Genomic DNA, 26,449 nt, shown 5'->3' on the forward strand with positions numbered 1-26,449 from the left:
AAAGGGTTTCATCCATGTCTGCTGATCTCAACGGCTCCCGCGCTCTGGTGACGGGAGCGGGCCACGGCATCGGCCGGGCCATCGCCGTCGCTCTTGCCGAGGCGGGCGCCGATGTGGCTGTCCACTACCACTCCTCCGGCGACGAAGCCGCGAAGACGGTCTCCGCGATCGAGGCGCTGGGCCGCCGCGCGAAGGCGTTCCGGGCGGACGTGACCGTCACCGCCGATGTGGACCAACTGGTGGACGAGGCGACCGGTTTCCTCGGCGGCCTGGACGTCCTGGTCTGCAACGCCGGTCATCTGATCGGCCGCGCGACGATCGCGGAGATGACGGACGCGCACTTCGACCAGGTCGTCTCCACCAATCTCAGCTCGACGTTCCGCACCTGCCGGGCCGCCTTGCCGCACCTCGCCCGGTCGTCGGCCGGCCGCATCATCACGATGTCCTCGCTCGCCGCGCACAACGGCGGCGGACCCGGCTCGGTGGCGTACGCCGCGGCCAAGGCGGGCGTACGGGGCTTCACCAAGGGGCTGGCCAAGGAGGTCGCCGGTGACGGGATCACCGTGAACGCGGTCGCGCCCGGCTTCATCAAGGGCACCGCGTTCCACGGCACGTTCACCGCGCCCGCCGCGCAGCAGGCCATGGAGGCGGGCATCCCGGTCGGCCGGGCCGGCACCCCCGAGGACGTCGCCGCCGCCGTGGTGCACCTGGCGTCCCCGGCGTCCGGATTCCTCACGGCCACCACGGTGGACATCGACGGTGGCGTATGGCCCCGCTGAAAGGCATCGCCCGGGAGCGGGGCGGCTGGTGGCACGCGTACGTCTGTCCGGCGCACGGCGTGGAGCTCGACCACGGTGACCTGTTCACCGGTGTCTTTCCCGAGGGCGGTGCGCGCTGCGCGCACGGCTGCCGGGTGGACGACGAGAAGGTGCGCGGCGCCTGGCTGGTGCTGTCGCACCAGGCGTGGGCGCGGCGGCTGCGGCTGCTCGCGCACCGCGGGGAGCGCACGGAGGCCGTCGCCCGGCTCACCGAGTACGCGGGGCTCTACGCGGAACTGGCGAGCGACTCGCACGGCGAGGCCCAGGAATGGATGCTGCGCGGGCGCCTCTTCCACCAGGCGCTCACCGACGCGATCTGGGCGGTGAACATCGGGCACGCGGTCACCACGCTGGCCGGGCAGCGCACGGACGACCTGGCCCCGCTGCTGCCGTTGCTCGACTCCCTGGAGCAGGCGGCGCTCGACGCCCGCGGGGTGCTCACCGGCCAGGGCCTCCTGGCGTCCAACTACACGGCCTGGCTGAACGCTGCGGGCGCCGCGACCGGTCCGGCGGCGGCCATGGTGCGCGGCCAGGAGTGGGACGGCGCGAAACAGTGGCTGGAGGGTGAGCACGGCCTGTACGCACACCTGCGGGTCGCCGTCGCGGACGACGGCTGGGAGTGGGAAGGCAGCACGTACTACCACGGGTTCGTGCTGCGTGCGGCGCTGCTGGCCCTGCGCTCCGCCGACCCCGCGGCCATCCCGTCCGACGTCGTGGGTGTCCTGGCGGGCATGACGGACGTCCTGGCGGCCATCGCCACCCCGGGAGGCATCCTGCCCGCCCTGCACGACGGCCCGTACCGACGGCACCCGCTCGCCCTGGAGTGGCTCGAACTAGTCGCACTGGCACAGCAGTTGGTGCCGTCACCGGCGCTCGTCGCGGTCGCGACGTGGGCCAGGGCCGAGCTCGGCGCGCAGGACGACGGGCTCGACCGGGAGCTGGACGGCTGGTTCGCCGGGCCTCCACTGCCGGAGCGTCCCGGGCCCGGCGCCGTCACCGTCTTCCCGCAGACCGGCCATGCGGTGCTGCGCGCCGCCGGGATCCATGCCCTGCTGGACTTCGGCCCGCACGGCGGTTCGCACGGGCACCGCGACAAGTTGTCGCTGTATCTGTACGGGGACAGCACGCCGTGGCAGCCGGACCCCGGTCAAGTACCGTACGCACACCTGGAGTTCCGGGATCTGTACGCGTCGACCGAGGCCCATCCCGCCTTCCGCGTCGACGGCGCGGAGCAGGCCGAGTGCACGGGATCCCTGCTCGGCACGGACGGCGCCTCGGTCACGGCCGAGGTGACCGAGGCGTACGAGGGGGTGCGCGCGGTGCGGCGGATCGCTGTCGGCGACTGCTATCTGGTCGACCTGCTGACGGTGAGCGCCGCCGGTGAGCGCCGGATCACCGCCCAGCTGCGCCCCGGCACCGCGCTGGACATCCAGCTCCAGGCGGCGGGGCCGGTGCGCACCACCTGGTACGGCGACGAGACACTGCACGGCTGGCACACCGGTACGCCGGGGGTGCCGGTACGTCCGGTGGCCGTGCCGGGTCCCGGCCCGGCCGACGATCCGCAGCGGACGCGCACCCGGGTGGACTTCACCGCCGGGGCGGAGCGCGTCACGTTCGCCTCGGTGTACCAGGCGGCTTCCGCGGGCCCCGCGGTCGTCGGCGTGCGGCTGGACGGTGACGTGCTGACGGTCGAGCTGGCCGACGGTTCCACCGCACGGTTCCGGACGGAGGGCTGACGCGTGCTGCTCTCGGCGACGCCGCCGCCCGGTCCGCGTCCCGCGCGGGAGGCGCGGCTGTACGAGGAGGCCGCCCGCCACCGCGGGCTGGCCCCGCCCACCGGGCACCCGTTGGCCAGCATCACCTGGCTGGGGCCGGCCGCGTCCAACCCCGCGCTGGCGTACCGCGTCGGCGGCGACCCCGCGCATCTCGCGGAGAGCCGGCGCTGGATCGAGGCGGCGGTGCGGCTGCCGCACTGGGGCCGGGCCCATATGCCGGACCACGATCTGGACGCGGGCTGGCTGTTGCACCATCTCTCGCTCGCCCTCCGCTGGATCGGGGACGACCTGCCCGACGAGGTGCGCGCGCTGCTGCGGTACAAACTGCTGCTCCAGGGGCGGCGGTTGTACGAGTTCGCGGTGGCGAGCGAGGGGCGCTGGTGGTCGTCGTCGTACTGGCAGAACCACAACTGGATCTGCTACGCGGGCCTGGCCACCGCGGGTTACGTGCTCGGCAAGGAGGAGTGGACCCGGCGGGCCAAGGACAACCTCGGCCGGGTCCTCGATCTGCTGCCGGACGACGGCTCGCACGCCGAGGGGGTCGTCTACTGGCGCTACGGGGTGCCCTGGCTGGCGATCCACCTGGATCTGCTCCAGGAGGCCGAGGGCGTCGACTGGTGGGAGCGGGGCGGCTTCCTGTCCCGTACCTTCCGGTTCCGGCTGCACCAGACAGCGCCGGGCTTCGCGCTCAACGTGGACCACGGCGACTGCCACGACCGGCGCAGCGGGCACAGCGCCGGGCTGTACTACCGGCTCGCCGCGCGGTACGGCATCGGCGAGGCCCAGTGGCTGGGCGATCTGGCTTCGGGTGAACTCCTCGCCCTGGAGGCCGCGGAGAGCGGGGTCCGGCCGGGGATCCTTCCGGAGGCGTATCTGGAGTACCTCTGGTACGACCCGTCGGTGACCCCGGTCCGCCCGACCGAAACCCGGGCGTTCTTCCCGGACCTGGGCCTGCTGGCGGCCCGGACCGGCTGGGACGACGGTGCCACGCTGGTGTCGTTCAAGGCGAGTCCGGGTGGTGGCCACAAGGCGTGGGACACCGCTGCGGAACACCGGGCCGAGCTGGGCTGGGACACCCTCGACCAGGGGCACCACCACCCCGATTCGGGGTCCTTCGTGCTGGTCTCGGGGGGTGCGTTCCTCGCGGTCGACGAGGGGTACAGCAACCGCAAGCGGGCCGCGCACCACAATCTGCTGCTGGTCGACGGGCAGGGGTACGCGGACGAGGACCGCTACCACGTCTACCAGGACATTCCCCACGAGCGGCAGGCCCGGCAGCGCGATGTGCTGGTGGCGGACGGCGGCTGGGCGCACGCCACGGCGGAGATCGCCGCGATGTACGACCCGGCACTCGGGGTGCGCCGGCTCGACAGGACGCTGGTATTCACCCCTGCGGGGCGGCTGGTGCTGCTGGACCTGGCCGAGGCGGACGGTGAGCGGGAGTGGACGTTCCTGCTCCAGAGCGACCGGCCGACCGAGGCCCTGCCGGACGGCACCCGGCTGATCCGGTCGAGTGAAGTCACCGCGCACGTACGGCAGTTCGCGCCTCCTGATGCCACGGTGACCTCGGAGGTGACGGAGGTCGCCGCGAACCCGACGTCCAGCACGCCGGGGCTGGAACTCACCCGCACCCTGCACACCCTGCGGTCGTCGACCGCGCGCACCGCGTCTGGGCTGTTCCTCACCACGATCGAGCCGGGTGCGGCCCGGTCGGCCGAAGCCGTGCCGTGCGACGCCGGACACGGTGTGGCCTTCGCGGGCGAGACCGTGCTCCTCTCCCCCGCCGCCCGCCGGATCCGTACCTCCCGGGTGGTGGCCGACGCGGCGGCCGTGCTGCTCGCCGACGGCGCGGAGCCGTACGTGGTCGCCGCCCGGCGGGTGGAGCTGGACGGCCGGGTGCTGCTCGACCGTGCGGAGCCGTACACAGGAAGGGTCGGCTGAATCATGCAGGCACGTCTCTCGTCCAGCTGGCCGACGCTGCTGCGCCGGCTGGAGTTCCTCGCCTACCCGGCGGCCGGCGGGGCCGCGTTCGTCGTGCTGTCGCTCGGCGTGGTGACCTGGCTCCCCGCGCTGGCGGCTATGGCGTACGGGCTCCAGCGGTGGCGCGCGGAGGGTGACAGCCGGTGCTTCGTCAACGCCTTCACCGCGTTCCCCCGGTACTGGCGCGCCCTGTGGCGGCACGCGCTGGTGTCCACGGTCGTCGCGGGCATGCTGACGGCCAACATCCTTCATGTGCTGGGCCGTTCCGAGCCCTGGACGTTCGTGGTGCTCGCCGCGCAGGTGGGCATCGCCGCGGCGGCCGTCATCCACCATGTGGCGCTCGCGGCCGAGGCGGGCCGGGTGCCCGGCGGGACGGTCGGCACGTGGACCCGGGGCGCGCTCGCGCTCGGCTTCGGGTCGGCCGCGCGTGGTACCGCGCTGCTCGGCGCGGTGGTCTCCGCCGTGCTCCTCTCCCTCGTCGTGCCGCTGGGACCGCTGCTGCTCGGCCCCAGCATTCCCGTACTGCTCGCCCTGTCCTTCGCCGACGGACTCACCTACCGGCTCACCGACCGGCTCACCGACAACAGGAGGCACATCTGATGCACCGCTTACTGCGCACCACCCTGGTCGCGGCACTCGCCGCCGGCGGGGCGCTCGCGTTCCCGCTGCCGTCCACGGCCGCCGATACCGCGACCGCGTACTACGTCTCGCCGTCCGGCAGCGACACCAACTCCGGTACGTCGGCGGGCGCCCCGCTCGCCACGATCCAGCGAGCGGTGCATCTGGCGCCGACGGGCGCGGTGGTACACCTCGCGGCCGGTACCTACCGGCAGGACGTGGTGACCGAGCGCGCCGGCGTCACCCTCACCGGCCCCTCCGACGCCGTGGTCAAGGGCGCCGGGGACAGCAGGATCATCCAGGTGCGGCACGACTCGGTGACGCTGAGCGGCTTCACCGTCGACGGACTGCACGGCTCCGCCGACACCGTGTCGGGCTACCGGGCCAAGCTGGTCTACGCGATGAGCACCACCCCGGGCAACGGTGTGGGCGCGCTGCACCTCACCGGTATGACACTCAAGAACGCGGCGGACGAATGCGTACGGCTGCGCTATCTCGTCACCGGCGCCGACATCTCCGGCAACACCATCAGCAACTGCGGTGTCAACGACTTCAGGTTCGGCGGCGGCGGGAAGAACGGCGAGGGCATCTACCTCGGCACCGCCCCCGAGCAGCAGGGAGCCAACGGCGCGCCCGACGCCGCCCCCGACATCAGCCAGAACAACCGCATCCACGACAACACCATCGCCACCCACGGCAACGAGTGCGTCGACATCAAGGAGAACTCGACGCACAACTACGTCGAGCACAACGACTGCAGCGCCCAGCAGGACCCCGGTTCGGGCGGGCTCGACGCGCGCGGCAGCGGCAACATCCTCCGGTACAACACCCTGCACGACAACGTCGGTTCGGGTATCAGGCTCGGCGGCGACACCGCGACCGACGGCACCGGGACCAGCGTGTACGGCAACACCATCACCGGGAACGCCGGCGGCGGGATCAAGTTCATGCAGACCCCGCAGGGCCCGGTGTGCGCCAACACCATGAGCGGCAACACCGGCGGGGACGCGGTCGGCACCTACGGCAGCGCGTACCTGCCGACCGGCGCGTGCCCGCAGTGACCGGGCGGGGACCCGCGAGACGCGGGGTGCTGACGGCGGCGGCCTCACTGGCAGCGGTCGCCGCCACGACGACCGGCGCGCGGGCGGCGGAGCCCGGGGAGCGCCGCTCCGGCTGGACGGTCTCCTGGGCCACGGCGCAGACCGCGCCGATGGAGGCCGACACGGTGGCGAGCAAGGGCCTGACGAACGGTGTCTTCCGTGCCACGGTCCGGCTGTCGGCCGGCGGCGGGGTACGGCTGCGCTACGGACACGCCTTCGGCTCCGTACCGGTCCTCATCGGCCCGGTCACGGCGGGCGGGCGCCCGGTGACCTTCGGCGGGCGGCGGCAGGCCTGGCTGGCCGCCGGTGCCTCGCTGACCAGCGATCCGGTCGACGGCCTCCGGACCGCCGAGGGCGCCGCGCTCACCGTCGAGACCCGACTGCCCGGCCCCACCGGGCCGTTGTCCTTCCACCGCAACACCCATGCCACGCACACGGTCGACGGCGTACCCACCACCTCGGTGTTCCTGCTGACCGGCGTCGAGGTGACCGGTGCGCACGGGCCGGTCGTCGCGGTGCTCGGCGACTCCATCACCGAGGGCGTCGGCACCCCGGACGACGCCGATCTGCGCTGGCCCGACCAGCTGGCGAGGCGGCTGCCCGGTTCGGCCGTCGCCAACCTCGGGGTCAGCGGCAACCGGCTGCTGCTGGACGACGTCAAGTTCGGCCCCGGCGGGCAGTCCAGGTTCGACCGCGACGTGCGGTCGCTGCCGGGGCTGCGCACCCTGGTCATCGCCCTCGGGGTCAACGACCTCCAGCAAGCGCCCTCCCAGACCGATCCGGCGCTCTTCCTCGCGGCCTACCGGCAGCTGGCGCTGCGGGCGCGCGACGCGGGTCTGCGGGTGGTCGGCGCCACCGTCACCCCGTTCGGCGGCTGGACCCGCTGGACACCGGAGCTCGAAACGGTCCGGGGCAGCGTCAACCGGGCGGTACGCACGGGGCGGATCTTCGACGCCGTGGCCGACTTCGACACCGCGCTGCGCGACCCCGCGAACCCGTCACGGATCCTGCCCGCCTTCGACAGCGGTGACGGTCTGCACCCCAATCCATCCGGTCATGCCGCGCTCGCCGCGGCCGTCGACCGCCGTCACCTCCTGTGAGGGCCACCATGAACCGAGGCACCACCAGGCGCACCGTCCTCGCCGGAGCGGCAGCGGTCGGCGCGGCCGTCGCGCTGCCGGTCACGTTCGCGTCCGCCCCGGCGCGGGCGGCGACCGGTGACGCGGCGGCGCTGCGCTCCCGCTGGCACACCCTGCTGACCGGCGGCCCGGATCTGGACCTGACGGACCCGCAGATCGCGGCGGCCGTCGCCCGGATCGGCAAGGCGGCCACCACCGCCGCGGCCGGGCTCGATCCGACGCGCACCGACGGCCTGTTCCCCGACCTGACCGGCACGACGCTCTCCAACCAGGTGACGACCGCGTTCAAGCGGCTCGCGACGATCGCGACCGCCTGGGCCGTCCCCGGCACCCCGCAGCACGGCGACACGGCGCTCCGCGATCTGCTGCTCGCCGGGGTCGACTGGATGCTGGCCCATCGCTACGGGCCGGGGCATGCCCGGTACGACAACGACTGGGACTGGGAGATCGGCTCGGCGCTCGCCCTCAACGACGCGTCGGTGCTGCTGTACGACGTACTCGGTACGGACCGGCTGACCCGGATCACCACAGCGGTGCGGGACTACACCCCGGACCCGAATCTGTGGCGGGCCGACCGGCAGATCGCGACCGGTGCCAACCGGGTGTGGGTGTCCACCGTGGTGGCCGTCCACGCGGTGCTGCGGGACGACGGCGACGATCTCGGCCGGGTGCGCGACGCTCTTTCGGACGTCGAGGGTTCCGGCGCCAACAGCGTGCTGGCCTTCAACGACGTGAGCGCGGCGGCGGAGGGCACCGGGGAAGGGTTCTACTCCGACGGTTCGTTCCTCCAGCACTACAAGCACCCGTACAACGGCGGCTACGGCAAGGAGCTGCTGAACAATCTCTCCCGGCTGCTGAATCTGCTCGCCGGTACCAACTGGTCGGTCACCGATCCCGATCTGGACAACGTCCGCGGCTGGGTCGACGAAGGGTTCGACCCGCTGATCGCCCGTGGCGATGTGATGGCCTCGGTCTGCGGGCGCGAGATCGCCCGGCCCAGCAAACAGGGGCATGTGTCGGCCCAGACCGTCATCGAGGCGGTGGTACGTCTCGTTCCCACCTTCCCCGGTGCGACCGCCGACCGGTTCACCGCTCTGGTCAAGCAGTGGATCGCCGAGGACACCTACCGGGACTTCCTGGCCGTGACCGACCTGGCCTCGCTCGTCGCCGCCCGGCAGGTCATCGCCTCCGCGGTCCCGGCGCGCGGCCGGCTGGTCGCCCACAAGCAGCACCCGCGGATGGACAAGGCGGCGCACCACCGGCCGTCGTTCGCCCTGGGCATCTCCGCGTACTCGACACGCGTCTACAACTACGAGTCGATCCAGAACGAGAACCTGCACGGCTGGCACCTCTCCGACGGCATGGTGCTGCTGTACACCGACGACCTCGGTCACTACAGCGAGGACTACTGGCCCACGGTCGACCCGGCGCGGCTGCCCGGTACCACCGTCGTCGCGGGCCGCCCCGCGGACGCGGCCGGACAGCGCACCACCAGTACGTCGGACTGGGCGGGCGGGACCGCGCTGCCCGGGACGACGCTCGGCGCGTACGGCATGGAGCTGCGCGCGTACGGCTCCACGCTCACCGGGCTCAAGAGCTGGTTCTGCCTGGACGATGTGATCGCCTGCGTCGGCTCGGGCATCTCGGCCGGCGCGGGCACCGTCGAGACGGTCGTGGAGAACCGCAAGCTGCGCGATCCGAAGGCGGCGCTGCTCGTCAACGGGGAGCCGGCCGCCACCGACGCGGGCTGGTCGGCGGAGCTCGGCGAGGTGCGCTGGCTGCATCTGGAGGGGACCGGCGGCTATGTGTTCCCGCGGGCCGCGACCGTACGGGCGCTGCGGGAGGAACGTACGGCGACCTGGCGCGAGATCAACACCAAGTACGGCACGGACACCCCGGTGACGCGGCCGTACCTGACGCTGTGGCAGGACCATGGGACGACTCCGGACGGTGCGGGGTACTTCTGGCTCCAGGCCCCGGCCGCCTCGGCCGAGCGCACCGAACTCTGGTCGGACGCGCCGCCGGTCGAGCTGGTCGCCGCCTCCACCGCGGTCCACGCGGTGCGGCGCCCGACGGACGGGCTGCTCGCCGCGAACTTCTGGACCGCGGGCACCGCCCAGGACCTCGCGTCGGACGGCGCCGCGTCGGTGCTCGTACGGCCGGAGGGCAGCACGGTCACCGTCTCGCTCTCCGATCCCACCCAGCTGCGTTCCTCCGTCGTCCTCGATCTGGCGCAGCGCGGTCTCACGGTCGTCTCCGCCGATCCCGGGGTGCGGACAGCGCCCACCACGGAGGGCATCCGGATCACCGCCGACACCTCGGGCCGCCATGGCGCGCCCCTCGGTCTCACCCTGAAGAGGAGCTAGACCCTTGCTGTTCGACATGGAGCTGGAACGGTTGCGCGAGTACCGTCCCGAGCCGCAGGAACCGGCGGACTTCGACGCCTTCTGGGCCAGGACGCTCACCGAGGCGGCCCGCTGTCCCCTGGGCGCGGAGTTCGTTCCGTACGACGCCGGGTTCGCGACCGTCGACGTGTTCGACGTGACGTTCGGCGGCTGGGGCGGGCAGCCGGTCAAGGCCTGGCTGCTGCTGCCCCGCGGCCGTGCCGAGCCGCTGCCCGCCGTGGTGCAGTACATCGGCTACAACGGCGGCCGGGGCGTTCCGTACTCCTGGCTGACCTGGAGCGCCCTCGGCTACGCCCATCTGGTGATGGACAACCGGGGCCAGGGCGGCGGCGGCAAGCTGACCGCCGACACCCCGGACATCGGCCCCGACGGTCACGGTTCGTCGTCCCCCGGTTTCCTCACCCGTGGCATCGAGAACCCGGACCTGCACTACTACCGGCGTCTGATCACCGACGCGGTCCGTGCGGTGGACGCGGCGAAGGCGCATCCGGCCGTCGACGCCACCCGGGTCGCGGTGCTCGGCGGAAGCCAGGGCGGCGGGCTGTCACTGGCGGTGGCCGGGCTGCGGGACGACGTGGTGGCGGCCGTCGCCGACGTGCCGTTCCTCTGTCACTACCGGCGCGCCTCACAGATCACCGACTCGGGTCCGTACGCGGAGATCGCCCGGTGGCTCTCCGGGCACCGGTTCCGGATCGAGGAGGCGATGGAGACGCTCTCGTACTTCGACGGGGTCAACTTCGCGGCGCGGGCGACCGTCCCCGGGTGGTTCTCGGTGGGGCTGATGGACAGGGTCTGCCCGTCGTCGACGGTCTTCGCGGCGTACCACCGCTATGCGGGCCCGGCCGAGATCGAGGTGTTCCCGTACAACGGCCACGAGGGCGGTGCCGAGTACGACCTGCCGCGCAAGATAGCGGCGTTGCGCGGGGTGTTCGACCAGTAGCCGCCTCCCTGTCGTACGTTTTCATACAGATCGTGGTTTCTTGCGTGGACTCATGGACTGCCTGCGGCCCGACTTCTAGCCTTTCGACGTCCGCAGAGTTCCTCACGAGCCGCAAGGACGTACGTCTGTGACACCTCCCCCACACCGACTGCTCCGCCGCGGCCTGTCCGCCTCGCTCACCATGGCTCTCGCCGTGGCCGGGACGGCCGCCGCAGTGGTCCTGTCCGCCGCCCCCGCCGCTCAGGCGGCGGGGGTGCCCGCCCCCTCCCCCGTCGGGATCTCCGGCCGCGGTGCCACCGTGCCGTTCAAGGAGCAGGAGGCCGAGTACGCCGCCACCAACGGCACTCCGATCGGCCCCGACCGCCTCTACGGGCACCTCGCGTCCGAGGCATCGGGACGTCAGGCCGTGACGCTCGACGCCCCCGGCGAGTACGTGGAGTTCACCCTCACGGCTCCCGCCGACGCCATGTCGTTCCGCTACTCGCTGCCGGACAGTCCGGACGGTGCCGGTCGCGACGCGTCCATCGACCTCAAGGTCGACGGCAACCAGCTCAAGAGCGTGCCGGTGACATCCAAGTACAGCTGGTACTACGGCAGTTATCCCTTCAACAACAACCCGGGCGACGCCGACCCGCACCACTTCTACGACGAGACACGCACCCTGTTCGGGTCGACGCTGGCGGCCGGCACCAAGGTCCGCCTCCAGGTCTCGTCCACCGCCCAGTCGCCGACGTTCACCATCGATCTCGCCGACTTCGAGCAGGTGGCCGCGCCGATCGGCAAGCCCTCCGGCGCCCTGGACGTGGTGAGCGACTTCGGCGCGGACCCGACCGGGGCCGCGGACTCGACCGCCAGGATCCAGGCGGCGGTCGACGCGGGCACGGCACAGGGCAGGACGGTCTACATCCCGCAGGGCACCTTCCAGGTGCGGGACCACATCGTGGTCGACAAGGTGACCCTGGCCGGGGCGGGCCCCTGGTACAGCGTGCTGACCGGGCGCGATCCGACCGACCGGAGCAAGGCCGTCGGGGTGTACGGAAAGTACGCAGCGGCGGGCGGCAGCAGCGGCGTCACCCTCAAGGACTTCGCCGTCATGGGCGACATCCGCGAGCGGGAGGACAACGCTCAGGTCAATGCCATCGGAGGCGCGCTCTCCGACTCCACGGTCGACGACGTATGGATGCAGCACACCAAGGTCGGGGCGTGGATGGACGGCCCGATGAACAACTTCACCATCAAGAACAGCCGCATCCTCGATCAGACCGCGGACGGCGTCAACTTCCACACGGGCGTCACCAATTCCACGGTCACCCAGACCTTTGTGCGTAACACCGGTGACGACGGTCTGGCGATGTGGGCGGAGAACGTCCCGAACGTCAACGACACGTTCACGTTCGACACGGTGGTCCTGCCGGTCCTGGCGAACAACATCGCCACGTACGGCGGCAAGGACATCACCCTCTCGGACAACGTCATGGCGGACACCGTGACCAATGGCGGCGGACTGCATGTCGCCAACCGCTATCCGGGGGTCGACTCCGCTCACGGCACGGCGGTCTCCGGTACCACGACAGCCGCGCGCAACACCCTGATCCGGGCCGGGAACAACGACTTCAACTGGCAGTTCGGCGTCGGGGCCATCTGGTTCAGCGGGCTCAACGAACCGGTCAACGGCAATATCGACATCACCGACAGCGAGATCCTGGACAGCTCCTACGCCGCGATCATGCTCATCGACCATGCGACGAACGGGCTGCACTTCACGAACGTCAGGATCGACGGGGCCGGAACCTACGCGCTCCAGATCCAGGCTCCCGGCACCGCGTCGTTCACCGGCGTCACCGCCACCCACATCGCACAGTCGAACCCGATCCACAACTGTGTCGGGGCCGGCTTCGAGATCACCCGGGGAGCGGGCAACTCCGGATGGTACGCCGACCCACCGGCCTGCCCCGGGACGTGGCCCGCTCCCGTGTGGACCAACGGTGGTGTGCCGGGCGGCACCACCCGGGCGGATCTGCCCATGGCTCCTTGAGACCGGTGCCCCGCCTGTCCCCGAGAGGGCCGGCGGGGCACCGGTCTGTCCCCACCAGGCGACCTGCGCGCAGCGGGCGTAGGCTCTTCGTGCACAGTTCGCACGCCCTTGACCAGGTACATCTCAAGGAGGCGACGTTGACCGGACACCGTACGGCCAAGCCTCTGGCAGTGTGCTCAGCAGCAGTCGTTCTGACGATCGCAGCGGGCAGCTCGGCCAGCGCGGACAGCGGCACCGGCTCGCTGTCGGCTCAGCAGATCGGCCAGAAAGCACACGACGCCCTCTTCTCGTCGACATCGCTGCACCTCAAGGTCCAGGGCAGTTTCGACGAGTCGGGCAACGCCTCGTCCATCGACCTCACGCTCGACAAGCAGGCCAATTGCAAGGGCTCGGTGAGCGTGGGCGGGCAGGGCTCCATCCAGATCGTCAAGCGGGGAAACTCCGTCTGGATCAAGCCGGACGCGACGTTCTGGAAGAACCAGGTTCCGGGTGGCAACGCGACGTCCGCGGTGCTGCACGGGCGCTACCTGGGAGGCTCCGCGAAGGAATCCCCACTGGAGGACATCGCGCAGGTCTGCGATCTGAACGCCTTCCTCAGCGCGACCAAGGACGACACAGGTGACTCGCCGAACGCACTGACCAAGGGCAAGGAGACCACGGTCGACGGAGTCGCCGTCATCCCGCTCAGCAGCGAGCGCAACGGCCGCAAGGAGATCCTGTACGTCGCGGCGCACGGGAAGGCGTATCCCGTCCGGCTCTCCGTGCAGGGCAACACCGCCCACGCGACCGTCGGCTTCTCCGACTTCGACAAGCCGGTGCCGACGAGTACGCCGACGCCCGACCAGACGGTCGACCTGTCGAAGCTGCGCGAACAGGTGGGACCGGCCAACGCAGCATGAGCCGGCCGTGTCCGAGGGCCCCACCGACCGCGGTGGGGCCCTCGGACCGCTCCTGGGGCGCTGCTCAGACCGTCCCGCGTCCCGAGCGGCGGCGGATCGCCACAGCGACCCCCGCGCCGCCCAGCACGACCACGCCGAGGACGGCCCCGGTGAGCAGGACGGGCTGATCGGATCCTTCCGCGGCGAGCTCCTGGACCGCGGCGCTCCGCGTCTGCGGGTGCGAGATCTCCGTGGTGACGGGTGCGACGGGCCGGATCGGGCCGACCGACTTGACCGACCCGTCCTTGTTCAGCAGCACCTGCTTGCCGTTGGGGTGCTTGAAGTCGAGCATCCCGGCCAGCGAACCGGCCCGGGTGTCGAAGGAGTGGTCACCGATGCGTTCGGTGTGCCAGTTCTCCTCGACGAATTTGATGATCGAGGTCTGCTCGGTCCTGGTGTGGTCGACCCGGTTGACCTTGCCGTAGGGGGAGATGACCATCAGCGGCTGCCGCGCTCCGGGACCGCACCGGTCGGCGTAACCGCCTGTGGCCTTCGGGCCGTTCTGGCAGGCGGGCGAGTCGACGGTCTTGCCGTTCGTCTGCTTCGTGGTGTCGTCGGAGCCGTTCAGCGGCTTGGCGTAGACGTGGTCGTACCAGCCGTCCGAGTCGTCGTAGGCGAGGACGACCGCGGTGTCCTTCCACTGCGGAGCCTGCTGGATCTTGTTGATCTGGCCGATGAGGAAGTCCTGTTCATCGGTGGGATCGGAGTATCCGGCGTGCCCGTCCTGGTAGGAGGGGGCCTTGAGGAAGCTCACCGAGGGGAGGTGACCGGACTTGAGGGCCGCGTTGAAGTCCGTGAGGTCGTAGTTGTGGTTGGCCCGGCCCGCGTGGCCGATCTCGGCGACGGACTTCGGAGCCAGGTGGTGCGGGTTCGCGGTCGAGCTGTAGTACGCGAAGGGGTTGTGGTGCGGGCTGTAGTCCACGACCTGCTCGCCGCCGACGTTGGCGTGGGTGGTGCCGCCGCACTTGGCGAGGTCGTCCGACTTGCCGTTCCAGGCGGTGCTCGGGCGGAAGCCGCCCTGGAACCAGCCCCAGCTCACGTTCTTCTCGTTGAGCCGGTCGCCGATGTTCTTGCCGCCGAGTTCGGCGAGGGAGGACGTGCTGGTGTGATCGTTGCCCGAGCAGTCGTCGTAGGCCGGGTCCGGGTCGGTGATCATGGTGCCGACGCCGTGCGCATCCGGCGAGGCGACCGCCGCGGGATCGGGCTTGTCGGTCCGGACCGGGTGCTCGGTCGATGACTTCGGGTCGGTCGACACCACACCGTGCGTCTGCCCCGACACCAGCTCGATCGCTCCCGGCGTCGAGGGGCCGTACGCGGAACCGAAGGAGTTGTCGTTGAGTGCGTAGTGCTGGGCGTAGTTCCACATGGCGGTGACGGTGTTGCCGTCGAAGTAGTCCATGGCCAGCCCGGGTTCACCGAAGAGATGGCCCGAGCACTTGCCCGAGTCGGTGTTCTCCACGAACTTGTCGGCCTTGCCGCCGTTGTACGCGTACTGCTCCGGACCGTACGAGTGGTTCTGGTCGCAGGTCATGGCCTGGTCCGGGCCGAGGCGCTTGGGCAGGTACTGATTGGGGTTCTTGTCGAGCAGCCCGGCGGTGCGCAGGTTGTCGATGTCGCGGGGGGTGCGCGGGGACGGGGTGAACTTCGTCCCGTCGGTGTTCGCAGCCTGCGGATAGGTAGCGAAGTAGTGGTCGAAGGAGATGTTCTCGTCGAAGAGAACCACCAGATGTTTGACGGGGGTGGCCGTGGCACTGCCGGAGTGATGCCCGGCGGGCGCCGCGGCCCAGGTGGGCGCCGCCCCGCCGAGCACGGTGAGCGCGGCGGCTCCGGCCAGTGCTCCCCAGCGCCGCGCGCCCGTCTTCCTTCCGGTGCTGCCCATACGGTTCCGCCCTTCACTCCGACCGGCGCATCTGTCATGCACCACTCAACGCGACACGATCCATCACCATGTCACGAGAGTGAACACCCGGTGTACGGCGCGACAACAAAAAGTTGACCAACCATCCGTTCGACGCACTGTCAGGCGCCGCCCCGGGCCCGCCCGGTCCGCCAGGACGTCCTGCGCACGTCAGCCCGTCAGGACCGTCAGGACCGTCAGGACGTCCTGCGCACGTCGCAGAGGGCCGCGACGTCCGCCAGCCGCTCGACGACTCCACCGACTGCGGCGTTCACCTGCTCGCGCTGTCCGCGGCCGAGCCGGTCGAGCGGCGTCCAGCGGCCGTCGTGGTCCTGGCGGTCCAGAACCCGCTGCGTCCGGTCCAGTTCACTGTCCAGCCGCGCCAGCCCGGGGTAGCGGCCGGTGAGCAGCGGGCGCAGCCGGGCGAGCACCACCCGGGTGCCGTCGAGGTTGGCGCGGGCGGTGGCGAGGTTGCTGCCGCTGCCGTAGTCGGTGCGGCCGGTCAGCTCGAACTGCACGGTGTTCTCCAGGATTTCGTGCGCCCGCAGGCCGAGGTCCAGGGGGTCCATCCGGGCCCGTGTCCAGTCCGCGCGCAGGGTCCGTACGTCCTTGAGCAGCCGGTCGGCGAACGGGCGCAGGCCGGACACCGGCGCACCGTGCCACAGGCCGTACTCGATGCGGTGGAATCCGGTGAAGTCCTTGTCGTGGACCCCGCCGGGCAGGCTCGCGGTGGTTCCGTTGATCGCCGTGTCCGCGTCGCCGAACGTCCCGTAGGCGGCGCCCATCCGTTCGTACACGAGATGCGCGGTGAGCCATGCCTTCCGGGCCCGTCCCGTGTCGCCGGACCGGAGTGCGGAGTCGAGCTGCTGCGTGGCGGCGACGAGGTCGCCCGTCCGGCCGGTCACCCACTTCTGATAGCTCAGCGTCGGCGGAATCAGGTCGTGGCTGCTCACCGGCAGGGCGGCCGGGCCGCCGCCCCCCTTCCCGCCACGCACCCGGACCGTGGGGCCGGTGACGGAAGCGGCGTCGTCGGGGAAACAGGCGAAGGCGTACGAACCGGCGGCGAGGTCCACCGTCAGCGCCCGGCTGCTGCCCGGACCCAGTCCTTCCAGCTCGCCGTACACGGCGCCGCTGGACACGTCCTTCAGGTACACCTCGACGGGCGTGGCGGACGTGTTGCGCACCTCGAAGACCTGGGTGCCGGGGCGCGGATTCCGCCAGCCGTTCCCACAGCTGCCCGCCGATGCCTCGACGCGCGTGTGCGGCATGCCGTCGGAGGGCTCGGCCGGATGGCCCGGGCCGTGCAGGAGTCCCGCCGCTCCCGTGCCGGCGAGAGCGAGCGCGGCGGCCAGTGCCACCCCGCCCGTGATCAGCGTGCGCCGCGAGAAGCGCCGCGGGGAACGTGGGGCGGTCCTGTCCGGCACACCGGCCTCCTGACGCAGCGCTCGACGGCGAGGCTCATGGTAGACGCCGGCGATCAACGGAGCGGATTCCGGAGCGGTTTGCCGGGCTGCCGGCAGGTTCCGCCCTGGTCCGCGCCCTGGGCGCGCGTTACGGTTCCGGCTCCCGGCCGCACGCGGCTCACCCGATGGAGCTGGTACGGAGAGCCGCGGCGGCGCTGACCGGCGTCAGGCCCGCGTCAGCCGGGGCGCGCCCCCGGCTTCCCCGTTCCCGTCCCCGTCCGTCGGCTTCTTGTCGAGGGGACGGGCGCGTACATGCATCCGCTCGCCCTGCTGTCCGAACAGGCTGAGGAATTCCACCGCCTCGGGGCCCGCACTGGCCCAGACGTGCGGGGTACGGGTGTCGAACTCCGCGACCTCACCCGCGGTGAGGACGAGGTCGTGCTCGCCCAGCACGAGCCGCAGCCGCCCGGCCAGGACGTAGAGCCACTCGTACCCCTCGTGCACCCGCTGCTCCAGTTTCCCCAGCCGTTGCTGCCCGGCGGGAATCACCTGCTTGTAGGCGTGCAGCCCGCCGAGATGGCGGGTCAGCGGGATGATGGTCATGCCGTGCCGGTTGAAGGGGCGGGGGTGGATGCGGGGATCCCCGGTCAGCGGCGCGTCCACCAGTTCATCGAGCTGCACGCCGAACGTCTTCGCCAGGGGCAGCAGCAGCTCCAGGGTCGGTTTGCGCCTGCCGGACTCCAGCCGGGAAAGGGTACTGAGAGAGATCCTGGTCGTCTCGCTCAGCTGCGCGAGAGTGATGCCACGGTCCTGCCGCAGGGCTCGCAGCCGGGGGCCCACCGCGGTCAGAACGGCCGCGAAGCCGTCGTCGTCCGTACCCTCTCCGCCCGCACCCTCCGCGCCGTCGCCCTGTCGATTCGCGCTCTCCCGATCTGTCATCTCTCCATTTGCCACCTCGGCAACAGCTGTTGTCAAACAGTGGAGCAGCGGCAGAGCGCTCTTAGCGGAGGAGGAGACCGGCCGGAGCGGGAGCCGCGCGCGGGTTCTGGACGACAGCGCACAGCAGGCAGGCGGCCGTGACCAGCGGAGAGGACGTTCCGACCGCCTGCCGGGTGATTGATAGCCTGCTCATGTGACGATCGCAGCAGAGGCGCACGACCCTGCGGAGGGCGACTCCTCGGCAGCCTCCGCGCAGCCGCGCCAGTTCATCGTGACGGTGTACGGCCTGTACTCCAGGACCGAGGGCGGCTGGCTGTCGGTCGCGTCCCTGATCGCCCTGCTCTCGGATCTGGGCATCGACGCTCCGGCTGTCCGGTCCTCCATCTCCCGGCTCAAGCGCCGCGGCATCCTGCGGGCCGAACGGCGGGACGGCGCGGCGGGCTACGCCCTCTCCGACGAGGGTCTGTCGGTACTGCGGGAGGGAGACCACCGGATCTTCCGGCGGGAGCGCGCGACGCCTGCCGACGGCTGGCTGCTCGCGGTGTTCTCGGTGCCGGAGTCCGAGCGCAGCAAGCGGCATCTGATGCGCTCCCGGCTGACCCGGCTGGGGTTCGGCACCGTCTCGTCGGGCGTCTACATCGCCCCGGCCCACCTGTACGACACCACGGCGGAGATGCTGCGCCGCCTGGGACTCGACGGATACACGGACCTCTTCCGTGCCGACCACCTGGCCTTCGCCGACCCGGCCGAAAAAGTGCGGCAGTGGTGGGACCTCGGCCAACTGGAGCAGTTGTACGGCGAGTTCGTCCGCAAGCACGCCGCCGTACTGGAGCGCCCGCAGCCGGGCACGGCGGACGCCGCGGCGCGGGACGCCTTCGTCGACTACGTCCGGGTACTCACCGACTGGCGGCAACTGCCCTATCTGGACCCGGGCCTCCCGGAGGAGTTGCTTCCGGAGAAGTGGATCGGTATCCGCGCCGCGGACCTCTTCTTCGCACTCCAGTCACAGCTGGCGGACGGTGCGCGGGCGTACGCCGCCCGGGGGCTCGTCCGCGGGGTCCCGCCCGGGACGGCCGCACCGGAACCGCACGGGGCCTAGGGCCTCGTTTGGATCACGCCGGGCTCGCGGGGTGTGGTGCGCACGCTCGCCGCGTTGTCGTCAATCACCATGGCTCCTTCCCCAAGGCCTTAAGGGCCAGGGGAGACCCCATTGCCTCAATCCTCCGCCTTGCGATCGCACGCACCACACCCCGCTCCCTGACCCGGCGTGATCCAAACGAAAGACCTTAGTGGGCGGTCCAGCCGCCGTCGAGGGCGAGTGACGTGCCGGTGATGAACGCGGCCTGCGGGGTGCAGAGATAGGCGACCGCCTCCGCGACCTCGTCCGGTTCGACGAGCCGCTTGAGCGCCGAGTCCTTCAGCAGCACCTCGTTGAGGACGCGCTCCTCCGGGATGGAGTGGGCGGCCGCCTGGTCGGCGATCTGCCGCTCGACGAGCGGGGTGCGTACGTATCCGGGGTTGACGCAGTTGGAGGTCACCCCGTGCGGGGCGCCTTCGAGGGCCGCGGTCTTGGAGAGGCCTTCGAGCCCGTGTTTGGCGGACACATAGGCCGACTTGAACGCGGAGGCACGCAGTCCGTGCACGGACGACAGGTTGACGATCCGGCCCCAGCCCTGCTCGTACATGTGCGGCAGGGCGCCCCTGATCAGCCGGAAGGGCGCCTCCAGCATCACGGTGAGGATGGTGTGGAAGACGTCGGGCGGGAACTCCTCGATGGGCCGGACGAGTTGCAGCCCGGCGTTGTTGACCAGGATGTCGGTGCCCGCCGCCGCCCGTTCCGCCGCGTCGAGATCGGTCAGGTCGAGGACGTACGGCTCGACGGCCCCGGGCAGGTCACCGGCGCGGCCGACGAGTGCTTCGAGCCCCGCCGCGTCGCGGTCACCGGCCCGGACCGTGGCGCCGGCGGCGGCCAGCCGCAGTGCGCAGGCACTGCCGATGCCGCCCGCGGCGCCGGTGACGAGAGCGGTACGGCCCCGCAGATCGAGGCCGAGAGGGGCAGGTGCGGAACGAGGCGTCGTCATGCCGCGCAGCCTAACCACCCGGTCCGCCCGCCCTCACGCACCGGGGCGCGACCGCTCTCCTGCGGGGCCGTGCCCGCCCTTCATTCGAAGGTGGCGGGTGCGAACCAGGTGGGCTCGTCGGTGAGCGCCCGCTTGATCCGGGTGAGCGCGAACTCCGCCAGTTCGGGAAGCGCGTCCGGCGCGAACCAGCCCACCTCAAGGGACTCGTCGTCGTTGACCCGGGCCGCACCGCCGGTCGCCCGGCAGAGCAGGCTGGTGTCCATGAACTGGCAGTGGTCCCCGTTGGGGTACTGGATCGGCTTGAGCGCCTGGACGAGGATCACCCGCTCCGGCACACACCGTACGGCCGTCTCCTCGTACACCTCACGCACAGCCGTGTCGGCGGGCTGCTCACCCGGTTCGGGGATGCCGCCGATGATCGACCACGTGCCGGTGTCGGCGCGCCGTCCGAGCAGTACCCGCCCCTCGTCGTCGAGGACCACGGCGCTCACCCCCGGCAGCAGAAGCAGCTGATGGCCCGCGGTGGCCCTGATTTCTCGGATGAAGTCGGGAGTGCCCATGCGCCGACCCTATCGGCCGCTCACCTGCGCGTCTTCACCGTACGGGTCACTGCCCAGCCGATCCCGCCCGCGGCGAGTGCGACGAGCAGCCACTCGGGGAGGGTGCCGAGCCGGGTGGCCGGGGTCAGCGAGGAACGCTTGGGCACCTCGGCCACCAGGGCGTCGGCGGTGAACATCTTGGTCTTCTGCGCGACCGAGCCGTCCGGACGGATGACCGCGCTCACACCGGTGGTGACCGGGACCATCACGGCCCGGCTGTGCTCCACCGCCCGCACCCGCGACATCGCGAGCTGCTGGTAGGTCATCTCGCTGCGGTCGAAGGTGGCGTTGTTGCTCGGTACCGAGATGATCTGCGCACCGGCCTTCACCTGGTCCCGTACGGCCCAGTCGAATGCGGCCTCGTAACAGGTGACGGGGCCGACCTTGGTCCCCCGCATGTCGAAGTCGGCCGCCTTGTGGCCGGGCACGAAGTCCTGGCGGACCAGGTCGACGTCGGAGCTGAAGAGGCGGAAGAAGGACCGGTACGGCATGTACTCGCCGAACGGCTGGAGCTGGCGCTTGTTGTACGTGTCGACCGGGCCCTTCACGGGGTCCCAGAGGATCTGCTGGTTGAGCGGGGCGCCCTTGCCGTTGTCCGGTGTGACGACCGCGCCGACCGAGATGGGCGCCTTGATCGCCTTGGCGGCCTTGTCGATGGCGTCGTAGGCGTCGGCGTTGAGGTACGGGTCGATGTCCGACGAGTTCTCCGGCCACAGCACCAGGTCCGGTTGTGCGGCCCGGCCCGCCTTGACGTCCGCGGCCAGCTTCAGCGTCTCCCGCACGTGGTGATCGAGCACCGCGCGGCGCTGGGTCGCGAAGTCGAGGCCCATCCTGGGCACGTTCCCCTGGATGAGGGCGACGGTCGCCGTGCCGTCCTGGGCGCCGGTGTCGACGAGCGGCAGGGCGGCGAAGCCCGCCGCGACGGGTGCGACGGCCAGGACAGCGGCGGTCGCGACCCTGCGGTTCAGGACGCTGCGCAGGGTGGCCCAGCGCCGTACCGCTTCGGCGATTCCGAAGCCGCAGAGGACGACGGCGAAGCCGAGCAGTGGCGTGCCGCCGACGGCGGCCAGCGGCAGGAACACCCCTTCGGGCTGCCCGAAGGCGACCTTCCCCCAGGGGAAGCCGCCGAACGGCACTCGCGCACGGGCCGCCTCGACGGCGATCCACACCCCCGCTGCCCAGAGCGGCGCGAGCGGCAGCCGTGAGACGTAGGCGATCCCGGCGCCGGCGGCGGCGATGAAGAGCGCTTCGACAGCCGCGAGTCCCAGCCAGGGGCCGGGGCCGACCTCCACCCCCGTCCATACCAGGAGCGGCAGCAGGTAACCGAGGCCCGCGAGGTAGCCGAGGCCGAAACCGGCCCTGGCCCGGCGGCCGTACAGGGTGTACCCGAGTGCGGCGAAAGCGAAGGGGGCGAGCCACCACAGCGGCCGCGGCGGGAAGCTGGCGTACAGCAGCAGGCCGGACAGGGCCGCCACCGCCGGTCGCACGAGCGCGCGGGCGAGCCGCCGGCCGCGCGACGGAACGGCGGGCTGCTGGGCGAACTGCTCGGGCCCGGAGTCGGGCGCGGGCTCGTCAAGGGTGGTGGGGGCGCTCACCAGGCGGAGTCTACGGTGGCCTGCTGTGCGTCGGGCAAGCGCGGCCCCCGGACGCCGGGGCGCGCGGCCTGATCCAAACGAAGGCCCTACCCGGACGCGTGTCTCATGCCCCGGCGGGCTTGCCGGTGCCGGGGAGCCGCAGCCGGTCCCGGATGACGCGTACGGCCGCTTCGGCGTCGTCGACCGTGACGGTGAAGCTCCGGCCGTCCCCGAGTGTGAGGACCAGGCCCTCCCCGCGCCGCACCACCACCGCGGTGCCCTTCTCCGGGCGCCACCGGTACCCCCAGCCGCCCCACTGGCGCGGGGTCACCGTCGGTGCGAACTCGGCGCCCACCACATGTTCGAGCAGGATGCGGCGGCGCGGCAGACCGATGTAGCCGCAGCGGACCTCGAAGGAGTGCTCATCGACCTTCACCGACACGTGTACGAAGGCGAGTGTGCCGTAGAGCATCATCAGGCCGACGAGCACACAGCCGACCACGGACATCGCCAGCGGTGCGAGGCCCGTGGTCCAGGCGGAGTCGACGGCCAGCTGGATGCCGAGCGCCAGGCAGGCCGCGCCGACGGCCGAGAGCGGCCACTGCACACGGTTGGTCGCGTGGCCGTGCCAGACCGGAGGAGCGGACTCGCTGTGCCTGTGGTCCCTCATGCGCAGCAGCCTACTCACGTTCCACGGGTGCGGCAGTGACCGCGCGGCGGATGCGCCGCTCAGTGCGCGGGGCTGACGGCCGGGAGCAGACGCCCTTCGGCGTACGCCAGCGCGGAGCCCGGCAGCGGTGCCTGGCGACCGCTCAGCAGCACGGTCAGCGAGGCGCTCGGGTCGGCGTCGGGCGCGGGCCCGGCACCGATGCGGCGCAGCGCCTGTGCGGCCACCGCACCGGCCGATCCGTACAGCTCGACCGGAGGTCCGTCCGGCCGTCGCACGGCGTCACGGATCCGCTCCGCGACCAGCTCGTAATGGGTGCAGCCCAGGACGATGCCCCTTACGCCGGGCGGGGTGAGGGCTGCGGCTGCGGCCACGGCACGGTCGATCGCATCCTCGTCGGCGTACTGGACGGCGTCCGCGAGTCCCGGGCAGGGCACCTCGGTGACATCCGCGCCGGAGGCGAATTCACGGATCAGACCGTGCTGGTAGGCGCTGCCGGTGGTCGCCGGGGTCGCCCAGATGGCGACGGACCCCCCGTCCGCGGCGGCCGGCTTGATGGCGGGCACCGTACCGATGACCGGGATGTCCGGCTCCAGCTCGGCCCGGAGCGCGGGCAGGGCGTGCACGGACGCCGTGTTGCAGGCGACGATCAGTACGTCCGGCCGGTGTACGGCCGCGGCGCGCGCCACGGTCAGCGCGAGCGACGTCACGTCGGCGGACGTCTGCGGCCCCCAGGGCATGTTGTCGGGGTCGCAGGAGAGGACGAGCTCCGCGTCGGGCCGCAGCCGGCGTACCGCGGCAGCCGCCGCGAGCAGGCCGATTCCGGAATCCATCAGTGCGATCTTCACCCGGTCACCTTAGTCGACCGGCCCTGCCGGGCCGCGGTGGTGCGGCAGACTTCGGCGGATGACCACCATTGCCTGGATCGCCGTCTGTTCGCTGGCCGCATGGGTGTGGCTGTTGCTGGGGCAGGGTTTCTTCTGGCGCACGGACCAGCGCCTGCCCGCACGTACCGAGCCCGCCGACTGGCCGGACGTCGCCGTCGTCGTACCCGCCAGGGACGAGGCCGAAGTACTTCCGCTGAGCCTGCCGTCGCTGCTGGCCCAGGACTACCCGGGGAACGCCGAGATCCTCCTGGTCGACGACGGCAGTTCCGACGGCACCGGGCAACTGGCCAGGGACCTCTCCGCACGGCACGGCGGGCTGACGCTGACCGTGGTCTCCCCCGGCGAGCCGGAGCCCGGCTGGACCGGGAAGCTCTGGGCGCTGCGGTGCGGAATGCAGCTGGCCCGCGCGCGAGGCCCTGAGTATCTGCTGCTCACCGACGCCGACATCGCCCACCGGCCGGACAGCCTGCGCGAGTTGGTGGCCGCCGCCGGGACGGCCCGGCTCGATCTGGTGTCCCAGATGGCGCGGCTGCGGGTCGCCGGCGTCTGGGAGCGGCTGGTGGTGCCCGCGTTCGTGTACTTCTTCGCGCAGCTCTATCCGTTCCGGTGGATCAACCGGCCGGGGTCGAGGACCTCGGCCGCGGCGGGCGGTTGCGTGCTGCTGCGCACCGAGGCCGCCGAACGGGCCCGCATCCCCGATTCCATCCGGCAGGCGGTGATCGACGACGTGTCACTGGCCCGCGCCGTACGGCGCAGCGGCGGGCGCATCTGGCTGGGGCTCGCCGAGCGGGTGGACAGCGTGCGCCCCTATCCGCGCCTGGGCGACCTGTGGCGGATGGTCTCGCGCAGCGCGTACGCACAGCTGCGCCACAGTCTTCCGCTGCTCGCCGGTACGGTGCTCGGACTCGCCCTGATCTATCTCGCGCCGCCCGCCACGCTGGTGGCCGGGCTGCTGTCGCACAACGCCCCGGCCGCGTGGGCGGGCGGTCTCGCCTGGCTGGTGATGGCGGGGACGTATCTCCCGATGCTGCGCTACTACCGGCAGCCGTTCTGGCTCGCCGTGCTGCTGCCGTTCACCGCGCTGCTCTACCTCCTGATGACGGTCGACTCGGCGGTGCAGCACTACCGGGGACGCGGCGCTGCCTGGAAGGGGCGGACGTACGCCCGCCCGGAACCCGACGCCCACCCGGGCTCCGGCGCGGTTCCCGGCAGCGAGGCCGGTCCGGGAACCGCGCCGGAGCGGTGAACGTTCACTTCCGGCCGGGCGTCCAGTTCATGCCCCAGCCGTACGCCTGGTCGACGGTGCGCTGCGGGCTGACCCCGCGGGCGGGCACCAGATAGCGGGCCTCGCGCTGGACGACGAGATCACCGCCGTCGTTGGTGAGCAGCGCGAGTGCGCAGACCGTGGACGGCACGGTGCATTCGTCGAGCGAGAAGTCGATCGCCGCGCCGTTCTGGGGCTGAAGGGTGACCGTCGCATGGAGATCGGCGAAGCTCCTGGCGCCCTCGTAGATCGTCACGAAGATGAGAACCCGTCGGATTCTGTTCTTCTGGTCGAGGTTGACCGTGAGATTCTCTCCGGCCGAAACGGATCCGGTGCGGTCGTCGCCGTCGAGATGGATGTACGGCGGCTGGTTCAGCGAACCGAAAGCATTACCCAGTGCTTGTACGACACCCTTACGCCCGTCGGCCAGTTCGTAGAGCGCGCAAAGATCCAGGTCGAGATCGGAGTGTACGGCGACGGCTCTGCTGAGCTTGGCGCCCCAGCCCTTGAACTGCTTGCGCGTCTCCCAGTTGAGATTCACCCGCATGGCGCCCGACGTGCCGCCCTGCTTGGCGAGGGAGACGGTCGGCGCGTCCTTCGTCAGAGTGACTTTACTGAGCCGCACGGGGGCCGGCGCGGCCGGGGGTGCGACGGGCGGCGGGGGCGGTACGGGGGCGGTGTACGGCGCGGCGACCGCGGGCGGCGGCGGGAAGGCGGGCGGGGCGGGCGCGCTCGGCGGGGCGGGCGCCGGAGCGGAAGCCGCCGACGGGGCGGCCTGCTGCGGCTCGTCCACACTGATCCCGAAGTCGGTGGCCAGCCCGCCGAGGCCGGTGCTGTACCCCTGCCCGACCGCACGGAACTTCCAGGCGCCCTGGCGCCGGTAGAGTTCACCGAGGAGGAAGGCCGTCTCGACGGTCGCGTCCTGGCTGTCGAAGCGTGCGATCTCCGTGCCGTCCGCCGCGTCGGTCAACCGGATGTACAGCCCGGGGACCTGTCCGAAGATGCCCCCGTCGGCCGAGGCCGCGAGGACCACCCGCTCGATGGCGGGTTCCACGCGGGCGAGATCGACCGACAGTGTGTCGGTCACGGTGTCGCCCGCGGGTTTTTTCCCTTCGTGGCGCACGGCTCCCGAAGCGTGCTCGGGCTGGTTGTAAAAGACGAAGTCCGCGTCGGAGCGCACCTTTCCCGACACCAGCAACAGTGCCGACGCATCGACATCCGGCACCCCCGGCCCCTGCCGCCACCCCAATTCGACCCGCACGGCCTGAGCCGACACCGGAACATTGGTTCCCTTAAGCATTGACATGCTCGCCCCCAACTGGCGTCGCGAAGCCGAAGATTTCCGTACGGCCAACCTAATCGCAGGCACCGCGGTGCGCTCCCGAGGGGC

21 protein-coding genes are annotated in these 26,449 nt (G+C 71.5%); 12 read left to right on the plus strand and 9 right to left on the minus strand.

Annotation, left to right across the window (positions count from 1 at the left end; translation table 11 throughout):
* Positions 1-14 precede the first annotated feature (14 nt).
* The 10 genes from NBY69_RS10935 (at position 15) to NBY69_RS10980 (ending at position 13,709) form a co-directional block, all read left to right on the plus strand.
* Complete coding sequence (locus tag NBY69_RS10935) at positions 15-779, plus strand: SDR family NAD(P)-dependent oxidoreductase (RefSeq protein ID WP_250300461.1); 765 nt, start codon at positions 15-17, stop codon at positions 777-779.
* Positions 767-2,554 (plus strand): heparinase II/III family protein, encoded by a 1,788-nt coding sequence (locus tag NBY69_RS10940; protein ID WP_250300463.1) that lies wholly within the window; start codon positions 767-769, stop codon positions 2,552-2,554. The genes NBY69_RS10935 and NBY69_RS10940 overlap by 13 nt, the downstream gene beginning before the upstream one ends.
* Positions 2,555-2,557: 3 nt before the next feature.
* On the plus strand, positions 2,558-4,534 hold the full coding sequence (locus tag NBY69_RS10945) for a hypothetical protein (RefSeq protein WP_250300465.1): 1,977 nt from the start codon (positions 2,558-2,560) through the stop codon (positions 4,532-4,534).
* Between the two features lie 3 nt (positions 4,535-4,537).
* Complete coding sequence (locus tag NBY69_RS10950) at positions 4,538-5,173, plus strand: DUF624 domain-containing protein (RefSeq protein WP_250300468.1); 636 nt, start codon at positions 4,538-4,540, stop codon at positions 5,171-5,173.
* Entirely contained in the window at positions 5,173-6,252 is a 1,080-nt protein-coding gene (locus NBY69_RS10955) for a right-handed parallel beta-helix repeat-containing protein (protein WP_250300470.1), read from the plus strand. Before NBY69_RS10950 ends, NBY69_RS10955 begins: the two co-directional genes overlap by 1 nt.
* Positions 6,240-7,391 (plus strand): SGNH/GDSL hydrolase family protein, encoded by a 1,152-nt coding sequence (locus NBY69_RS10960; RefSeq protein ID WP_250300472.1) that lies wholly within the window; start codon positions 6,240-6,242, stop codon positions 7,389-7,391. The genes NBY69_RS10955 and NBY69_RS10960 overlap by 13 nt, the downstream gene beginning before the upstream one ends.
* A gap of 8 nt (positions 7,392-7,399) precedes the next feature.
* Positions 7,400-9,796, plus strand: coding sequence for a polysaccharide lyase 8 family protein (locus NBY69_RS10965; RefSeq protein WP_250300474.1), 2,397 nt, complete (start codon positions 7,400-7,402; stop codon positions 9,794-9,796).
* Between the two features lie 4 nt (positions 9,797-9,800).
* Positions 9,801-10,775, plus strand: a complete 975-nt coding sequence (locus tag NBY69_RS10970; RefSeq protein ID WP_284347919.1) for an acetylxylan esterase — start codon at positions 9,801-9,803, stop codon at positions 10,773-10,775.
* Positions 10,776-10,902: 127 nt separating this feature from the next.
* Positions 10,903-12,810, plus strand: coding sequence for a glycosyl hydrolase family 28-related protein (locus NBY69_RS10975; protein ID WP_374211257.1), 1,908 nt, complete (start codon positions 10,903-10,905; stop codon positions 12,808-12,810).
* A 170-nt stretch (positions 12,811-12,980) separates the two neighbouring features.
* Positions 12,981-13,709, plus strand: a complete 729-nt coding sequence (locus NBY69_RS10980; protein WP_250300477.1) for a hypothetical protein — start codon at positions 12,981-12,983, stop codon at positions 13,707-13,709.
* A 64-nt stretch (positions 13,710-13,773) separates the two neighbouring features.
* On the opposite strand, the gene NBY69_RS10985 is transcribed toward NBY69_RS10980, so the two are convergent.
* From NBY69_RS10985 to NBY69_RS10995, 3 genes are all read right to left on the minus strand, one after another.
* Positions 13,774-15,627, minus strand: a complete 1,854-nt coding sequence (locus NBY69_RS10985; protein WP_250300479.1) for a phospholipase C — start codon at positions 15,625-15,627, stop codon at positions 13,774-13,776.
* Positions 15,628-15,842: 215 nt separating this feature from the next.
* Positions 15,843-17,069 carry an EfeM/EfeO family lipoprotein gene (locus tag NBY69_RS10990; RefSeq protein WP_250300480.1) on the minus strand — a complete coding sequence of 409 codons (1,227 nt, stop codon included), beginning with the start codon at positions 17,067-17,069 and terminating at the stop codon, positions 15,843-15,845.
* A gap of 204 nt (positions 17,070-17,273) precedes the next feature.
* Positions 17,274-17,987 carry a helix-turn-helix domain-containing protein gene (locus NBY69_RS10995; RefSeq protein WP_250300482.1) on the minus strand — a complete coding sequence of 238 codons (714 nt, stop codon included), beginning with the start codon at positions 17,985-17,987 and terminating at the stop codon, positions 17,274-17,276.
* Positions 17,988-18,186: 199 nt separating this feature from the next.
* On the opposite strand from NBY69_RS10995, the gene NBY69_RS11000 reads away from it, so the two are divergent.
* Positions 18,187-19,086 (plus strand): PaaX family transcriptional regulator C-terminal domain-containing protein, encoded by a 900-nt coding sequence (locus NBY69_RS11000; protein ID WP_374211261.1) that lies wholly within the window; start codon positions 18,187-18,189, stop codon positions 19,084-19,086.
* A gap of 187 nt (positions 19,087-19,273) precedes the next feature.
* Here the strand turns inward: NBY69_RS11000 and NBY69_RS11005 are convergent, their stop codons facing one another.
* The 5 genes from NBY69_RS11005 to NBY69_RS11025 form a co-directional block, all read right to left on the minus strand.
* The gene (locus NBY69_RS11005) at positions 19,274-20,068 is read right to left on the minus strand and encodes a 3-hydroxybutyrate dehydrogenase (RefSeq protein WP_250300487.1); all 795 of its coding nucleotides are present in this window, start codon (positions 20,066-20,068) and stop codon (positions 19,274-19,276) included.
* 80 nt (positions 20,069-20,148) lie between these two features.
* Positions 20,149-20,628: an NUDIX domain-containing protein gene (locus tag NBY69_RS11010; RefSeq protein ID WP_250300489.1), complete on the minus strand. Its 480-nt coding sequence runs from the start codon at positions 20,626-20,628 to the stop codon at positions 20,149-20,151.
* Positions 20,629-20,648: 20 nt separating this feature from the next.
* Positions 20,649-22,262, minus strand: coding sequence for an apolipoprotein N-acyltransferase (gene lnt, locus NBY69_RS11015; protein WP_250300491.1), 1,614 nt, complete (start codon positions 22,260-22,262; stop codon positions 20,649-20,651).
* A gap of 103 nt (positions 22,263-22,365) precedes the next feature.
* Positions 22,366-22,911, minus strand: a complete 546-nt coding sequence (locus tag NBY69_RS11020; protein ID WP_250300493.1) for a hypothetical protein — start codon at positions 22,909-22,911, stop codon at positions 22,366-22,368.
* A gap of 59 nt (positions 22,912-22,970) precedes the next feature.
* Positions 22,971-23,756 (minus strand): glutamate racemase, encoded by a 786-nt coding sequence (locus NBY69_RS11025; RefSeq protein ID WP_250300495.1) that lies wholly within the window; start codon positions 23,754-23,756, stop codon positions 22,971-22,973.
* Positions 23,757-23,814: 58 nt separating this feature from the next.
* On the opposite strand from NBY69_RS11025, the gene NBY69_RS11030 reads away from it, so the two are divergent.
* On the plus strand, positions 23,815-25,041 hold the full coding sequence (locus NBY69_RS11030; protein WP_250300498.1) for a glycosyltransferase: 1,227 nt from the start codon (positions 23,815-23,817) through the stop codon (positions 25,039-25,041).
* 4 nt (positions 25,042-25,045) lie between these two features.
* On the opposite strand, the gene NBY69_RS11035 is transcribed toward NBY69_RS11030, so the two are convergent.
* On the minus strand, positions 25,046-26,365 hold the full coding sequence (locus NBY69_RS11035) for a TerD family protein (RefSeq protein WP_250300500.1): 1,320 nt from the start codon (positions 26,363-26,365) through the stop codon (positions 25,046-25,048).
* Positions 26,366-26,449 lie beyond the last annotated feature (84 nt).

This window comes from Streptomyces sp. A 4/2, from assembly GCF_940670765.1.
GTDB lineage: Bacteria > Actinomycetota > Actinomycetes > Streptomycetales > Streptomycetaceae > Streptomyces.

What these genes read in the sequence shown, in the direction of transcription:
- NBY69_RS11010 (WP_250300489.1), bottom strand. Translation starts at nt 20,628, where the DNA reads ATGGGCACTCCCGACTTCATCCGAGAAATCAGGGCCACCGCGGGCCAT.
- NBY69_RS11005 (WP_250300487.1), bottom strand. Translation starts at nt 20,068, where the DNA reads ATGACGACGCCTCGTTCCGCACCTGCCCCTCTCGGCCTCGATCTGCGG.
- NBY69_RS10965 (WP_250300474.1), top strand. Translation starts at nt 7,400, where the DNA reads ATGAACCGAGGCACCACCAGGCGCACCGTCCTCGCCGGAGCGGCAGCG.
- NBY69_RS10995 (WP_250300482.1), bottom strand. Translation starts at nt 17,987, where the DNA reads ATGACAGATCGGGAGAGCGCGAATCGACAGGGCGACGGCGCGGAGGGT.
- NBY69_RS10935 (WP_250300461.1), top strand. Translation starts at nt 15, where the DNA reads ATGTCTGCTGATCTCAACGGCTCCCGCGCTCTGGTGACGGGAGCGGGC.
- NBY69_RS11020 (WP_250300493.1), bottom strand. Translation starts at nt 22,911, where the DNA reads ATGAGGGACCACAGGCACAGCGAGTCCGCTCCTCCGGTCTGGCACGGC.
- NBY69_RS11035 (WP_250300500.1), bottom strand. Translation starts at nt 26,365, where the DNA reads ATGTCAATGCTTAAGGGAACCAATGTTCCGGTGTCGGCTCAGGCCGTG.
- NBY69_RS10940 (WP_250300463.1), top strand. Translation starts at nt 767, where the DNA reads ATGGCCCCGCTGAAAGGCATCGCCCGGGAGCGGGGCGGCTGGTGGCAC.
- NBY69_RS10950 (WP_250300468.1), top strand. Translation starts at nt 4,538, where the DNA reads ATGCAGGCACGTCTCTCGTCCAGCTGGCCGACGCTGCTGCGCCGGCTG.
- NBY69_RS10955 (WP_250300470.1), top strand. Translation starts at nt 5,173, where the DNA reads ATGCACCGCTTACTGCGCACCACCCTGGTCGCGGCACTCGCCGCCGGC.
- NBY69_RS11030 (WP_250300498.1), top strand. Translation starts at nt 23,815, where the DNA reads ATGACCACCATTGCCTGGATCGCCGTCTGTTCGCTGGCCGCATGGGTG.
- NBY69_RS10985 (WP_250300479.1), bottom strand. Translation starts at nt 15,627, where the DNA reads ATGGGCAGCACCGGAAGGAAGACGGGCGCGCGGCGCTGGGGAGCACTG.